The 14,967-nt window shown below is 59.8% G+C and carries 10 protein-coding genes; 6 read left to right on the top strand and 4 right to left on the bottom strand.

The window, feature by feature from the left end:
• Positions 1-79: 79 nt before the first annotated feature.
• The 3 genes from F7R20_RS09440 to F7R20_RS09445 form a co-directional block, all read right to left on the bottom strand.
• Positions 80-412: a DUF6124 family protein gene (locus F7R20_RS09440; protein WP_003205177.1), complete on the bottom strand. Its 333-nt coding sequence runs from the start codon at positions 410-412 to the stop codon at positions 80-82.
• A 635-nt stretch (positions 413-1,047) separates the two neighbouring features.
• Complete coding sequence (locus F7R20_RS32070) at positions 1,048-1,176, bottom strand: hypothetical protein (protein ID WP_003205178.1); 129 nt, start codon at positions 1,174-1,176, stop codon at positions 1,048-1,050.
• 205 nt (positions 1,177-1,381) lie between these two features.
• Positions 1,382-2,749 (bottom strand): HD domain-containing phosphohydrolase, encoded by a 1,368-nt coding sequence (locus F7R20_RS09445; RefSeq protein WP_003205181.1) that lies wholly within the window; start codon positions 2,747-2,749, stop codon positions 1,382-1,384.
• Between the two features lie 227 nt (positions 2,750-2,976).
• On the opposite strand from F7R20_RS09445, the gene F7R20_RS09450 reads away from it, so the two are divergent.
• The 6 genes from F7R20_RS09450 (at position 2,977) to F7R20_RS09480 (ending at position 13,202) form a co-directional block, all read left to right on the top strand.
• Positions 2,977-5,268, top strand: a complete 2,292-nt coding sequence (locus F7R20_RS09450) for a GGDEF/EAL domain-containing response regulator (RefSeq protein ID WP_003205183.1) — start codon at positions 2,977-2,979, stop codon at positions 5,266-5,268.
• Positions 5,265-7,139: a putative bifunctional diguanylate cyclase/phosphodiesterase gene (locus F7R20_RS09455; protein ID WP_003205186.1), complete on the top strand. Its 1,875-nt coding sequence runs from the start codon at positions 5,265-5,267 to the stop codon at positions 7,137-7,139. Before F7R20_RS09450 ends, F7R20_RS09455 begins: the two co-directional genes overlap by 4 nt.
• A gap of 42 nt (positions 7,140-7,181) precedes the next feature.
• Positions 7,182-8,141, top strand: coding sequence for a cytochrome-c peroxidase (locus F7R20_RS09460; protein WP_003205189.1), 960 nt, complete (start codon positions 7,182-7,184; stop codon positions 8,139-8,141).
• Positions 8,138-9,940: a DAHL domain-containing protein gene (locus tag F7R20_RS09465; RefSeq protein ID WP_003205190.1), complete on the top strand. Its 1,803-nt coding sequence runs from the start codon at positions 8,138-8,140 to the stop codon at positions 9,938-9,940. The genes F7R20_RS09460 and F7R20_RS09465 overlap by 4 nt, the downstream gene beginning before the upstream one ends.
• Positions 9,937-11,343: an ATP-binding protein gene (locus F7R20_RS09470; protein ID WP_003205192.1), complete on the top strand. Its 1,407-nt coding sequence runs from the start codon at positions 9,937-9,939 to the stop codon at positions 11,341-11,343. The genes F7R20_RS09465 and F7R20_RS09470 overlap by 4 nt, the downstream gene beginning before the upstream one ends.
• Positions 11,344-11,582: 239 nt before the next feature.
• Positions 11,583-13,202, top strand: coding sequence for an FMN-binding glutamate synthase family protein (locus F7R20_RS09480; RefSeq protein WP_003205194.1), 1,620 nt, complete (start codon positions 11,583-11,585; stop codon positions 13,200-13,202).
• Here F7R20_RS09480 and F7R20_RS09485 read toward each other — a convergent pair.
• On the bottom strand, positions 13,123-14,769 hold the full coding sequence (locus tag F7R20_RS09485) for a glycosyltransferase family 39 protein (protein WP_042956447.1): 1,647 nt from the start codon (positions 14,767-14,769) through the stop codon (positions 13,123-13,125). The genes F7R20_RS09480 and F7R20_RS09485 overlap by 80 nt on opposite strands.
• Between the last annotated feature and the right edge of the window lie 198 nt (positions 14,770-14,967).

The raw sequence follows: 14,967 nt of genomic DNA on the forward strand, positions 1-14,967 counted from the left end.
TGACAGCCGACCTGGCTCTCCCGGTCGTACCCCGGTCCAATTGTGGAAGCGAGCCTTCTCGCTTCTGCGCGCGGTGTGGTCAGGGTTGTGTATTGACGTTGTCCAGCATCCGATTCGCCAATAAAGCGCCCAGCTCGATCAGTTGCTGAATGCCAAGGGCAACATGGCGTCGCGAGCCTTTAAGGTCGAAGGCAAGGTCGCTGACCATGGCATCGGCTGAGGCCAAAGTTTCGCTGAGGTTGGCCAGCAGGCTTTCGGTGTCGACACCGTCCACGACGGTGAACAGTTGACCTGAGGGCTTTTTCTTTTTGGCTTGAGGCTTGGGGTCGAGATAATGGTCGATGGCGCGCTTGGCGGCTTCATCGAGTTCTTGGGGATCGGTTTCGGGGGGATTGGGTGTGGCTTTGAACATAGGGTGACACTCCGTCTACAGGTTGGAGCTGCCACGTTCGTTTCCAAGCGAGGGGTGGCAGCCGTACGCAGGTTGGAAAACCGGGGTAAACGAGCCCGACAGACCCGAAGGTCTCCCGCGCACAGCTGCCATAACGAAAGCATGGTCAAAAAACGACCGCAAGCATACGTCATGAAGGGCGCTTTCGCGCCGTCTACTTATCGGATTTCCAAGCCCGGCCGCTGAATTTGCAGCGACGGGAAAAGACTAGCGACAGCCCTTCCCACCCGGCAACCGCCAGAGTTCGTCGGAAAAATCTGCTGCAACCCGGAGGATTGTCCGACCATTCCCACAATCCTGGTCGGCTGTCAGGCCGCCATCGCGAGCAAGCTCCCACAATGGGATCGGGGGTACGACCGGAAGAATCAGGTCGGCTGTCAGGCCGCCTCGCGAGCAAGCTTTGCTCCCACAGATCTGACAGGTGTACGACCAAGAGAGCCAGGTCGGCTACTAGGCCGCCTCGCGAGCAAGCTTTGCTCCCACAGATCTGACAGGTGTACGACCAGGAGAGCCAGGTCGGCTACTAGGCCGCCTCGCGAGCAAGCTTTGCTCCCACAGATCTGACAGGTGTACGACCAGGAGAGCCAGGTCGGCTGTCAGGCCGCCTCGCTTTTGATCTTGATCTTGATCTTGATCTCGGGCGCCCCGTTAACCACGATGGCCGAACGCAGGCATTGTGGAGTGGGCATCCCGGCATGGATGCCGGGATAGCCGCGCTGGGCCATGGATGGCCCTTCGCGGCGGGCCCACGGAGCAATGCCGGAGTGAGGGCATGCCGAGCCTAGGCGAGGCACCGAGTGGTGGGGCAGGAGCGCTTTGGTTACTTTCGCGCTTTTCGAAAGTGACCCGCCGTCAGGGCGGAACCCTAAGCCGCCGTTACCGCAGCAACGGATATGTACCCAACCCAATCCAATCCAACCCAGACCCCAGTCACCCCAAAATCGGCTTCGGCGCCGCAGGGTCGGCCTGCTCTTCGGGGATCTTGACGAACACGCTGTACCGCGCACCCTCCATCGATTCGAAGGCAATGAGTTTTTCGATCAACGGCCCGCTCAGGATTTTGCCGGCGTTGAGCAGCAACATACCGTTGTCGGCATTGAGGTTGCGCGCCAGGATCATCCCCGCGGTCAACTCGCGCGTGGTGGAGACTTGTACCGTCGGGTCCGACAGGGTCACGTCTTCCAGGTATTCGGCACACGCCTTGATGAAATCCTCGATCATATCCGGGTCATACAGCTTGCCAGCGTACTTGCGAATGTAGACCAGCGCTTCGTCGCTGTTCATCTGCCGCTCCAGGATCAACCCGCGCTGCAGCTCGATGAAGTCCACCGCCAGTTTCAACAGCCGCGCACCGAACGGAATGGCCTCGCCCCTGAGGTGCTCGGGGAAGCCGCTGCCGTCCCAACGCTCCTGGTGATGGCGAATGATCCGCGCCGCGTCCTTCATCGGGTCCAGGGTCATCAGCAGCGACTCACTCTGCTTCGGATAGGCCCGATAGAGATCCAGTTCGTTGTGGTGCAGCAAGTCGGCGGGCGTGACCATCATGTTGTCGGTCCAGCTCAGCTTGCCGATGTTGTAGAGCGCCGCGGCCATGGTCAGGTCGCGGTCGGTGGACTCATCGAGGAAATGCAGCCGGCTATAGACCCTGATCAACTCGATGATCTGCCGGTTGGTCTGCTTGGCCTTGGGCAGGCGCAGGTTGGCGATCAGCGAAAACACTTCGGTGCTGGTCACATAACTGCGCTTGAGCTCGTCATAGGCCAAATCGAGCATGTCGGCGGTCTGCTGCAGCTCGGAGGTGCGCGACGCCACGCGTTTTTCCAGGGTGGCGTTAAGAGTCTTGAGTTGCTGGTTCTGCTCGCGGTTCAGCGCTTCGAGGCGCTGGCGCTCGCTTTCGGAATGCTGGTGGGACAGGGCCTGGCGCAAGGCCTGCACCAGTTCCTCATCGTTCCAGGGCTTGCTGAGGTAGCGATAGAGCTGCCCCTCGTTGATGGCCTTGGTCATCATATCCACATCGGCATAACCGGTGAGCAGGATGCGCAAGGTCGATGGGTACAGCTTGCGGATCTCGGCCAGCAATGTGGCGCCATCCATGTTCGGCATGCGCGCATCGGTCATCACCAGGTCGACCGGCCGCTCCTTGAGAATTTCCAGGGCCTTGGCGCCACTGTCGGCCAGCAGGATCTCGTACGGCTGGCTGCGCAATAACCGACGCAGGCTATTGAGGATCGACTCTTCGTCATCGACCAACAGCACCGCTGGCTTTCTTACCGGAACATCCGGCGATTGATCTTCCATTTGAAACCCCCTCCTATTCACGACAACCGTTCTACCTTACCCCCGAAATACAGGCTAGTAGATTGAGAACATTTAGACACATTTGCCATCACTGACCGAGCGTATCCCGATGAGGCGACTATGCTGTATCCCATGAAGGGCCAAGTACAGGCCGAATACTCATGCCAGCGAAAGGGATATCAGATGTTTCCAGGGTTCTATAGTCAGCATCAAAACGGTGCACGGCCATGAGCCTGCCGTTGGATAAAACCAATCGGCGAATCCTGATCGTCGACGACACGCCGACTATCCATGAGGATTTTCGCAAGATCCTCAGCCCCGAGGCGAACACCCAGGACAGCCTGAGCAGCGCCGAACAAGCCCTGTTCGGCTCGCCTGTGGCGGTTTCCTGCATGAGTTTCGTGCTCGATTCGGCATTCCAGGGCATGGAAGCCTTGAACAAGGTCGAAACGGCACTGGCCCAGGGGCAACCCTTCGCCATGGCGTTCATCGACATGCGCATGCCGCCGGGCTGGGACGGCCTGGAAACCATCGAACGGCTGTGGCGCGCCGATCCCAAGCTGCAGGTGGCCCTGTGCACCGCTTACTCGGATTATTCCTGGGAAGACATCGCCGATCGCCTTGAACTGGGCGATCGCCTGCTCATCCTGAAAAAACCCTTCGACGCCATCGAGATCCGCCAGATGGCCAGCACCTTGACTGTCAAATGGCAGATGACCGAAGACGCGGCGCTGAAAATGGACATGCTCGAGCGCGCGGTCGAGGAACGCACTCGCGAACTGGCCGACGCCAACATCATCGTGCAGAACAGCCCGACCATTCTCTATCGCCTGCGGGGCGAGCCGCCGTTCGCATTGATGTACATCTCCCACAACATCACCAAGTTCGGCCATTCCGCAGCGCAACTGACCAATTCTCCGGACTGGGCGCAAACCCTGATCCACCCCGACGACCAGGAGAAGGTCCATGAGGCCATGGTCCGTGTCCTGGACCGCGACACCGCAGGGGCGTCCATCGAGTTCCGCATGCGCACCGGCGACGACACGTACCGCTGGGTAGAAAACCGCTACATCCCGGTGCGCAACGAGCAAGGCCTGTTGCTGGAAATAGAAGGCATCATCCTCGACATTACCGAGCGCAAGCTGGCCGAAGAGAAAATCGCCCTGCTGGCCCGCACCGACGGCCTGACCGGACTGGCCAACCGCGCCACCATGATCGAGCGCCTGCACCAGGCCTTCGCCGCCGCTCGTCGGGGTGCGGCGCCGTTTGCGATGTTCTACCTGGACCTGGACCACTTCAAACGGATCAACGACACCCTGGGTCACCCCATCGGCGACCTGTTGTTGCAGGAAGTTGCCAAGCGGATCAAGGGCTGCACCCGGGAAAACGACGTGGTGGCACGCCTGGGGGGCGACGAGTTCGCCATCCTGCAACTGGACGTCCATGAAGCGACCCATTGCGCCGCGCTGGCGGGCAAGATCCGCGATACGCTCGTGGCGCCCTATTCCCTGGACGGCAACGACGTGCGGATTTCGGTGAGCATCGGCATCGCCCTGTACACCCCGCAGAGCCTGAGTGCCGACAGCCTGATGGCGCAGTCCGACATGGCCCTGTACCGCTCCAAGGAAAAGGGCCGCAACCAGTACCATTTCCATAACGAGGAAATTAACCAGGAAGTCACCGACCGGGTCGCCCTCGCCAACGACCTGCGCCAAGCCATTGAAAACAACGAACTGCACCTGCACTACCTGCCGGAAGTCGACCTCGGCAGCGGCAAGATCCTCGGCATGGGCGTGCAAGTACGCTGGAACCATCCCCAACGTGGCTGGCTGGAACCGGCGGTCTTCATGCCCGCCGCCGAGAAAACCGGGATCATCATTGGCCTGGGGCACTGGGTGCTGGACCAGGCCTGCCAACAAATGCGCCAGTGGCGCGACCAGGGCATGGCGCCCCCGGTGATCGCCATCGACCTGTCCCTGACCCAGCTCAAGACCGGGCCGGAACTGATCTACGACGTGCTGCGCACCACCGCGCGCTGGGAACTGGCGCCTTGGGACCTGCGCTTCGACGTCACCGAAGCCACCCTGGCCCAGACCAAGTGGACCCACAACGACGTGCTGCCGCGCCTCTGCGAATTGGGCGTGCAGATCGCCATCGATGATTTCGGCACCGAGTACTCCTCGTTCGATTACCTCAAGACCTACCGGGTCAATCACCTCAAGCTTGCCCAGCGTTTCCTCGACAGCGCCAACGCCGACCCCGAAAACGCCACGACGTTGCGGGCGATCATCAACTTCGCCCGGGACGTGGGCATCGGGATCATTGCCGAGGGCGTCGAGACCCAGGAGCAACGCACCACGCTGATGTCCAGCGGCGGGGAGATGCAGGCCCAAGGGCATTACTTCAGCACCGTGGTCGACAGCGACCAGGCCGCCGAACTGCTCAAGGCCGGCACCATCATTCCGGCGACAGACCACTGGACCCGACCGGCGAGCCAGCTATCGGAGAGCAATCCATGAATCCAATGTCGGTACCTGCCAACCGGCGAATCCTGGTGGTGGACGACACGCCCGCGATCCACCAGGACTTTCGCAAGATCCTCAGCCCCAGCGCCGGCAGCGATGACTCACTGGACGACACCGAGAGCCTGCTGTTCGGCACCCCGCAGGTCAGCCGGCTGCAATTCCAGATCGACTCGGCCTACCAGGGCGAGGAGGCGCTGGAACTGGTCAAGCGCGCCCAGGCCGAAGGCCAGCCCTATGCGCTGGTGTTCGCCGACATGCGCATGCCTCCGGGCTGGGACGGCCTGCAAACCATCGAGGCGCTGTGGGAGGCCGACCCGCGCCTGCAAATCGCCCTGTGCACGGCGTTCTCGGACTACTCCTGGGAAACCATGTCCGAACGGATCGAGTTCGACGATCAGTTGCTGATCCTCAAGAAACCCTTCGACACCCTGGAAATCCGCCAGATGGCCAGCGCCATGACCTGGAAATGGCAGTTGGCCCAGGATGCGGCAAGAAAAATGCGCAGCCTGGAACGCACGATCGAAGAGCGCGTCCAGGAATTGCTCAAGGTGTCCCACCTGCTGCAATACGACGTGCTCACCGAGTTGCCCAACAGCATGTTGCTCGGCGACCGCCTGACCCAGGCCATGGCCCAGTGCCGCCGGCACGACCGGCAACTAGCGGTGATGTTCATCGGCCTGGACCGCTTCAAGCGCATCAATAACGCGCTGGGTCATCCCGTGGGCGATGAAATGCTCAAGCGAGTGGCCCGGGCACTGGCGACCGTGGTGCGTGAATCCGATTCGGTGTTTCGCTACGGTTCCGATGAGTTCGTGGTGGTACTGGGAGATGTCGTCGACCCGCAACAGACCAAAGGCGTGGCCGACAAACTGCTGGCGGCTATCAGTTCCCCGCAACCCATCGACGGCCATGACCTGAGCGTCACCGCGAGCCTGGGCATCAGCGTGTACCCCACCGACGGTTTCGACGCCGTGGCGCTGATCAAGAAAGCCGAGACAGCGATGCGCAACGTCAAGGAAACCGGCCCCAACGACTACCGGTTTTTCACCGAAGACATGAACCGCCGGGCCCGACAGCAACAGACCATCGAATCCGGCCTGCGCCTGGGCCTGCAACGCAAGGAATTCGTGCTGCATTACCAACCCAAGCTCGACCTCAAGAGCGGCAAGGTGGTCGGTGTCGAGGCGCTGGTACGCTGGGACAGACCGGATCATGGCCTGGTCTATCCCTCGGATTTCATTCCAGTGGCCGAGGACAGCGGCCTGATCGTTCCGCTGAGCCAATGGGTGTTGCAGGAAGCCTGCCAGCAGGCCTGCCGCTGGCAAGCCCAGGGCATGCGCCCGCTGTACCTGTCGGTGAACGTCTCGGCCATCGACTTTCGCCAGCGCGGCTTCGTCGAAGGCATCGCCCGCACCCTCAAGGAAACCGGCCTGGCTCCGACACAGTTGGAACTGGAGATCACCGAAAGCGTCCTGATGCAGAACGTCGACACCACGGTCGCCATCCTCAAGGCCATCAAGCAGCTGGGGATTCGCCTGGCCATCGACGACTTCGGCACCGGCTATTCGAGCCTGAGCTACCTGCAGAAATTTCCGGTGGATGTGTTGAAGATCGACCAGTCGTTCGTCGGTGACCTGAGCATCGACAGCAACGACGCCAAGCTGGTGAGCACCATTATCAGCCTGGGCAAGAGCCTGAACCTGCACATCATTGCCGAAGGTGTGGAAACCCTCGAGCAGTTGGAATTTCTCAAGAAGCACCAATGCGAGGAGGTCCAGGGTTATTACTTCAGCAAGGCCGTCGAACCGCAGGCCTTCGCCGACTGGATGACCGAGTGGGAAAAACGCCAGAACCCGTTTTCGTGAACACCTGAGTGTTATCAACCAAAGTTTCAAGGAAAGCATCCCATGGCGTCACATGGACTGATTCTGGCTCTCGGCCTGCTCGTGGGATCAAGCGTGACCGCTCACGCCGAGCCACTGGACGAACCCCTCAAACCCCTGCCACCGGCTCCGGCCCTGGACCCCAAGCACGTCCAACTGGGGCTACGGCTGTTCAATGACCCGCGGCTGTCGGTCAACAACACCCTGTCCTGCGCCAGTTGCCATCGCCTGGACAGAGGCGGCGCCGACGACAAGCCGTTTTCCTTAGGCTTCGATGGCAAGCCGGTGGAGGTCAACACGCCCACCGTGTTCAATGCCGGCCTGAACTTCCACCAGTTCTGGGATGGCCGCGTCGACACGTTGGAAGAACAGGTCAACGCGGTCGTGACCAGCCCGGTGGAAATGGGCAGCACCTGGGAATCGGTCGTCAAGCGCATCGCCGATGACCCCGGCTATGCCAAGGACTTCAAGGACGCGTACCCCGATGGCGTGACCAAGCCTAATATCCAGGGCGCACTGGCCGATTACGAGCGCACCTTGCAGACACCCAATTCGCGCTTCGACCAATACCTGCTGGGCAATACCGACATCCTCACGCCCCGGGAAAAGTTCGGTTACCAGCGCTTCAAGGAGTACGGCTGCATCGCCTGCCACCAAGGCGTGAACATCGGCGGCAACATGTTCCAGAAGTTCGGGGTCATGGGCGACTACATCAAGGACCGGGGCAACCCCACCCGAGCCGACGAAGGACGCTACAACATTACCGGCGACGAAGCCGACCGCCAGGTCTTCAAGGTGCCCAGCCTGCGCAACGTGGCCGTCACCGCCCCGTATTTCCATGACGCGTCGGCACCGACCCTGGAACGCGCGGTGGAGGTCATGTTCAAGTACCAACTGGGCCGCGAGCCTCTGAAAAACGATACGACCCTGATCGTCGAGTTCCTCAAGACCCTGACCGGCGAATCGGAGGGCAAGCCTCTATGACCACTCTCCGTCGCCTCGGTCTTGCATTCATCGGTCTGCTACTGGCTTCGGTCCTGCTGTTCATGTACGTCAATTCGGGGGCCCAGCAGGCCGCCTCGTACATTGAGTCCCGGGATCTGATCCGCCTGCTCAAACAGCAAGACGCCATTTGGGACAACGAGGTGCTCAAGTCGCGGATCGCCCTGACCCACAACTACGATCCCCTGGTCTCGCCCCTGCACGAAATGTCGCGCCTGTGGCAGCGTCTCGACGCCATCGAATCGGAGCCCGGGCGCCACAAACCGTCGCTCTGGGAAGCCCAGCGCGACGAGTACCTCAAGGCGATCAAGGAAAAAACCCGGCTGGTGGAACAGTTCAAGTCCCACAACGCGGTGCTGCGCAACTCCATGGCCTTCCTGCCCGCCGCCGAAGACGACATCCAGTCCCAATTCGCCCGGCTGGCTGACACCGAGCGGCTGCAGCTGCAAAACGTCGCCATCGACACCTATGACCTGTTGCTCAGCAGCATGGAGTTCGCCCAACTGAGCACCAGCGAGGTAGCCGCCGAGGTGCTGCTGGGCCTGAACCGGCTGGACGTCAACAAGGAGCGCATGCCCCAGGGGCTTCAAGGCCCCGTTGACATTCTGAGCAGGCACATCGCGCTGATCCTGCGCGAACAACCGCGGGTCAATGAGTTGTTACAGGCCATCGAAGCGATCCCCGTGGCCAGGCACCTGGACACCATTACCGACCTGTTGGAGAAAGACCAGAGCAAAGCCGCGGCCAAATACGAACGTAACCACATCTACCTGCTGGTATTCGCCACGTTCCTGGTATTGATACTGATCTGGCTGGCGATCCGGCTGGTACGCAGCTTCGCCGAGATCAAAAGGGTCAACAACGCCCTGCAAAGCGCCAACGATGAACTGGAACAGCGGGTTGAAGAACGGACCCGCCAGCTCAAGGACACCCAGAGCGAATTGATGGACACTGCCCGCCAGGCCGGCATGGCGGAAATCGCGACCAACGTGCTGCACAACGTCGGTAACGTGCTCAACAGCGTGAACATCTCCGCCGACCTGGTCAGCCGCAAACTGCGCAGCAGCAAGGCCCAGGGGCTGGGCAAGGCGATGCAACTGATCAACGAACACGCCGATGACCTCGGGCACTTTCTCACCGAAGACGCCAAAGGCAAGCTGCTGCCCGGTTACCTCAACCAACTGGTCGAGGCCATCGCGCTCGAGCAACAGGGCCTGACCGACGAACTGGCCCAGTTGAGCAAGAGCGTGGACCACATCAAGGACATCGTCTCCACCCAGCAATCCTATGCCGGGGCCAACAGCCTGCTGGAACCCTTGGTGGTCAGCGAGCTGCTTGAAGATGCCCTGCGCATGAACTCGGGCGCCCTGACCCGTCACCATGTTACGGTGATCAAGGAATACGGCGAAGTGCCGCGGATCATGGGCGACAAGCACCGCTTGCTGTTGATCCTGATCAACCTGATCAGTAATGCCAAATACGCCATGGCGGGGGTTTCCAATCATGCGCGTAACATGACCCTGAAGGCCGCCGTCATCGATGGCCAGACCCTGCAAATCAGCGTCAAGGACGAAGGCGAAGGTATCCCGGAGGAAAACATGACGCGCATCTTCGCCCACGGTTTTACCACGCGTAAGGAAGGCCACGGCTTTGGCCTGCACAGCTGCGCATTGGCGGCCATTGAAATGGAAGGCCGCCTCACCGCCCACAGTGAGGGGCCAGGCAGGGGGGCGACGTTCCAACTGCAACTGCCCCTGAAACTTGCAGAAGGTGAGCCATGAATAGCATGAGTAACCGCCGCATCCTGTTGATCGACGATACACCCGCCATTCATGAAGATTTCCGCAAGATCCTCACCCCGGAGGATGACAGCAACGCTGACTTGCTGGACATGGAAAGCGCGCTGTTCGGCGATGCGCCAAAACCTGCCGCCACCGTGTTCGAACTCGACTCGGCCTATGGCGGGCAGGAAGGCTTGAACAAATTGCTGGAGGCAACGGCAAAAGGGCGACCTTATGCCCTGGCCTTTGTCGACATGCGCATGCCCGAAGGTTGGGATGGCGCCAAGACCATCGAAGAACTCTGGAAGCGCGACCCGCAGTTGCAAGTGGTGGTCTGCACCGCGTATTCGGATTATTCCTGGGATGAACTGCTCGACCGCCTGAACGGCCACGACCGTTTGCTGATCCTGAAAAAGCCGTTCGACAACATCGAAGTCCAGCAGATGGCCAACACCCTGACCACCAAATGGGAAATGACCTCCCGTGCGCAACTGAAAATGAACAAGCTCGAAGACCTGGTGGAACAACGCACCCAGGCGTTCAAACAGGCCAGCGAGCTGCTGCAAATGGAAATCGACGAACGCAAGATGTTGGAAACCCAACTGGTGCAATCGGAAAAGCTCGCCTCGCTGGGCCAGTTGGCGGCTGGGGTGGCCCACGAAATCAACAACCCGATCGGCTTCATTTCTTCCAACCTGGGGGCATTGGACGGCTACTTCGGCAAACTCCAGGAAATGCTCAGCGCCTACGGCAGCGCCGAGGGGGCCATCGCCTCGCCGGAGCTGGTGGTGCAATTGCGCAAGCTGCGCGAACAGGTGGAGCTGGACTTTCTCGTCGAGGACATCCCGTTGCTGATCAAGGAGTCCAAGGATGGCATCGGCCGCGTCGGACAAATCGTCAAGGACCTGAAGGACTTCTCTCGCGTCGATTCCAGCCAGGAATGGCAGATGGCCAATTTGCAGCAGGGCATGGATTCGACATTGAACATCGTCGCCAATGAAATCAAGTACAAGGCCGACGTGGTCAAGGAGTACACGCCGTTGCCGGAGGTGGAATGCCTGCCGTCGCAGATCAACCAGGTGATCATGAACCTGATCGTCAACGCCGCCCAGGCCATCGGCCCCGAGCGCGGCACCATCACCCTGCGCAACGGCGTCGGTGATGAAACCGTATGGATCGAAGTCGCCGACAACGGCTCGGGCATCCCCCCCGATACCCTGCAGAAAATCTTCGACCCGTTCTTCACCACCAAACCCATCGGCCAGGGCACAGGGCTCGGGCTGTCGTTGTCCTACGGCATCGTGAAAAAACACAACGGCGAGATCACGGTACGCAGCGAAGTCGGCGTCGGCACCACCTTCCGCGTGGAATTGCCGGTGCGGCAGATGAAGCAAGCGAGCTGAGCAACGCCTCTGTGAATCTGTGAATCTGTGGGAGCAAGGCTTGCCCGCGATGGGGACGACTCGGTATTGCAGAAACCGAGGCGCCTGTATCGCGAGCAAGCTTTGCTCCCACAGCTTTAATGCCACAGCTTTAATCCCACATACCCTTGCTCCCACAACAATCCCCTCGCCACAGGGTTGCCCGCCGTTTCGTCGCCGGCGCAGAATGCCTGCGCTACCCTCCCTCCCAAGGAAACCGTATGAGCCTGTCTCTGCTGAGTCGTTACGCCTTCTTTGCCGGCTGTATCATCTTCACCCTCGCCAGCCTGCCGTTCCTGCAACACGACTGGCTTTGGCCGATCACGCTGGTGACCGGGCTGTTGAGCCTGCTGGGGTTGTTCGACTTGCTGCAAAGCCGCCATGCCGTACGGCGCAACTACCCGATCCTGGGCAACATCCGCTACCTGGTCGAAGGCATCCGCCCGGAGATCCGCCAGTACCTGCTCGAATCCGACAGCGATGCCCTGCCCTTCTCCCGGGCCCAGCGCTCGCTGGTGTATTCCCGGGCCAAGAACGAAAGCGCCGACAAGCCGTTCGGCACCTTGATCGACGTCTACCAGACCGGCTTCGAATTCATCGGCCATTCCATGCGCCCGGCACCGTTGAGCGATCCCAGCGGTTTTCGCGTGGCGGTCGGCGGCCCGCAATGCACCCAGCCGTACTCGGCGTCGGTGTTCAACATCTCGGCCATGAGCTTCGGTTCCCTTAGCGCCAACGCCATCCGGGCGTTGAACCAGGGGGCCAAGCTCGGCAATTTCGCCCACGACACCGGTGAAGGCAGCATCAGCCCCTACCACCGCGAACACGGTGGCGACCTGACCTGGGAACTGGGCAGCGGTTATTTCGGCTGTCGCACCCCCGACGGACGCTTCGACCCGGAGCGCTTCGCCGCCCAGGCGCAGAACCCGCAGGTGCGGATGATTGAAATCAAGATGAGCCAGGGCGCCAAACCCGGCCATGGCGGGATCTTGCCCAAGCACAAGGTCACCCGGGAAATCGCCGAGACCCGAGGCATCCTCATGGGCGAGGATTGTGTTTCGCCGTCACGTCACAGCGCGTTTTCCACCCCGATCGAACTGATGCAATTCGTCCAGCAACTGCGCGAACTGTCCGGCGGCAAACCGGTGGGCTTCAAGTTCTGCCTGGGTCACCCCTGGGAGTTCATGGGTATCGCCAAGGCCATGCTGGAAACCGGGATCCTGCCCGACTTCATCGTGGTGGACGGCAAGGAAGGCGGCACGGGCGCGGCGCCAGTGGAATTCACCGACCACATCGGTGTGCCGTTGCGCGAGGGCCTTTTGTTCGTGCACAACACCCTGGTGGGCCTGAACCTGCGGGACAAGATCAAGCTCGGCGCCAGCGGCAAGATCGTCAGCGCCTTCGACATCGCCAGCGTCCTGGCCATCGGTGCCGACTGGGCCAACGCCGCGCGTGGCTTCATGTTCGCCATCGGCTGCATCCAGTCGCAAAGCTGCCACACCAACAAATGCCCCACCGGCGTCGCCACCCAGGACACCCTGCGCCAGCGCGCCCTGGTCGTCCCGGATAAAGCCCAGCGGGTCTACAACTTCCACCGCAACACCCTCAAGGCCCTGGCCGAAATGCTCGCCGCCGCCGGGCTTGAGCATCCGTCACAGTTGCAGCCCAAGCACCTGGTACGGCGTATGTCGGCCACTGAGGTGAAGTTGTTCTCCCAACTACACGTCTTCTTGAAGCCGGGGGAATTGCTGACCGGAGAGGTCAATGGGGCATTTTATTCGCGGATGTGGCAGATGGCGCGGGCGGACAGTTTTGAGCCGCGGGAGGTGGTGGCTGCGTAATGGTCACTGGATTGCCAGCCTCATCTGGGGCTGGTGTCGTTTTAAGGGTAAACAGGGAAGCAACCATCGCCCCATCCCTAAGAGTAAGGGTGTTTTCCCAATCTTTTTCCAATAGCGGCCTGATGTCAGATAAAGATTTCGCCGCCACCCACCAGACCCTGTTTCCATGACATTTAAGTACCTGAGGATTGTTGAAATAAACCCACCTGGAACCCTCAGAAATCAGGGCATAGCCACTACGGTCAAAAACTTCTAGAGCAGTGCTGGGAGGTAAGCGAATGTAAAGCTTCGGTCGTATGCCGGTCTGATTGTAATAACTGAATGGCAAGTACCAGATCAAAGACTCCAGCACGATTTCGTCGCCTGGTCGAACGGCTTCCTGGAGTTTAGCGGCCAGTACATCGAGCCTGAAATCCCTCCGCAAATCGGTACCATTCAAGCCATCCTCTTGTCTATGTACCGATTGCAAACCCAGTACTTCCGCTGCCAGCACAATCATTCCGGCCAAAACCAAAACCTCAGGTCGTCGTGCCAATCTATCCAGCGCTACAGCGACGACGAAAGGCATTCCAACCGCCGCAAATACCAGATAGCGAGGAACAAACATCGGAATAACTAGTGCCACCAGCGCAAGAATGACAGTAGGGATAAAAAAATAGCCAGCCAATAAGCCGCTGAAACGAAGCTGGGCCTTATCGTTCCAAACCAACATTGCCGCACATAATGCAACTCCTATCAAAGGTAGCGCACACACAAGCAACGATTGCGCCTGCCACCCGTTCATCAAAATGAACTGCCAAACGAGACTCAGCAACGCCTGCATTGTGATGGGCGGTATCCAATTGAGCACATACCTGGCATATAGCTGATCGGTGAAATGAGGTAGCCAAGGCAGGAATAGCATCACGATGAGACCATTGACCAACATCCAGGACCGCACAGGTAGCACGGTTTGGTATTTCCCCGGACGTCCCCACCACCAATAAAACCAATGAACGAGCACGCACAGCGCAGCAAAGTAGTGAGTATAGAAAGCGGCCGTCATCAACAGCACATAGATAATCGGGAAACGCTTTTTTTCCGGATCTTTAACCCAGCACACCAATGCGACGGTTGCCCCCATCAGCCAAAACCCGAGCAAGGTGTACATGCGCGCTTCCTGGCTGTAACGGACCGAGATCGGCAGCAACGCCAATAGCAACGCAGCCATCCAGGTAGCTCTTCGCGTGGCAACCAGACTCATCAACTTGATGCTCAGCAAGACCGTACCCACGTCTGCTATCACACTAAGCGACCTTACGGCCAAGGCTCCATCGCCAAACAGAATCATCCAATAGTGCAGCACAAGGTAATAAAGAGGCGGGTGAACATCTCGCGCCGTAATAGACCAGATCTGCCACGGCTCATGTCTGGCAAGCAGTACGCTGAAAGCTTCGTCATACCAGATGGCAGGCAGCGTGATTCCGTGAAATCGCACGGCTAGCGCAAGAACCGTCACAGCGACCAACGCTGAGCGGTCCAGCCCAATCAGTGAGTTGCTGAGAAAACCGCTCGATAACGTTTTCACGGGTGCTCCCGACCCAGCAGGCCCTTGCCTGGCGCCGTTCAATCTATGTTCTGTGCCTGCACTGGGTCTACTGTAAGAACTAACAGGAGTTTGACTGCGCCGCAGGCACAAAAGCTCATGAACAATTGGGGAGGTTTCGAAGGCCTCAACAAAAAAGCCCCGATCATCCGACCGAGGCTCTGTTTACATCGCGGTTAA

This window comes from Pseudomonas brassicacearum subsp. brassicacearum (genome assembly GCF_008801605.1).
GTDB classification, from domain to species: Bacteria; Pseudomonadota; Gammaproteobacteria; order Pseudomonadales; family Pseudomonadaceae; genus Aquipseudomonas; species Aquipseudomonas brassicacearum.

Excerpts from the sequence above, each read along its gene's own strand:
- F7R20_RS09440 (WP_003205177.1), bottom strand. The coding sequence starts at position 412 with ATGTTCAAAGCCACACCCAATCCCCCCGAAACCGATCCCCAAGAACTC.
- F7R20_RS32070 (WP_003205178.1), bottom strand. The coding sequence starts at position 1,176 with ATGGCCCAGCGCGGCTATCCCGGCATCCATGCCGGGATGCCCACTCCA.
- F7R20_RS09445 (WP_003205181.1), bottom strand. The coding sequence starts at position 2,749 with ATGGAAGATCAATCGCCGGATGTTCCGGTAAGAAAGCCAGCGGTGCTG.
- F7R20_RS09450 (WP_003205183.1), top strand. The coding sequence starts at position 2,977 with ATGAGCCTGCCGTTGGATAAAACCAATCGGCGAATCCTGATCGTCGAC.
- F7R20_RS09455 (WP_003205186.1), top strand. The coding sequence starts at position 5,265 with ATGAATCCAATGTCGGTACCTGCCAACCGGCGAATCCTGGTGGTGGAC.
- F7R20_RS09460 (WP_003205189.1), top strand. The coding sequence starts at position 7,182 with ATGGCGTCACATGGACTGATTCTGGCTCTCGGCCTGCTCGTGGGATCA.
- F7R20_RS09465 (WP_003205190.1), top strand. The coding sequence starts at position 8,138 with ATGACCACTCTCCGTCGCCTCGGTCTTGCATTCATCGGTCTGCTACTG.
- F7R20_RS09470 (WP_003205192.1), top strand. The coding sequence starts at position 9,937 with ATGAATAGCATGAGTAACCGCCGCATCCTGTTGATCGACGATACACCC.
- F7R20_RS09480 (WP_003205194.1), top strand. The coding sequence starts at position 11,583 with ATGAGCCTGTCTCTGCTGAGTCGTTACGCCTTCTTTGCCGGCTGTATC.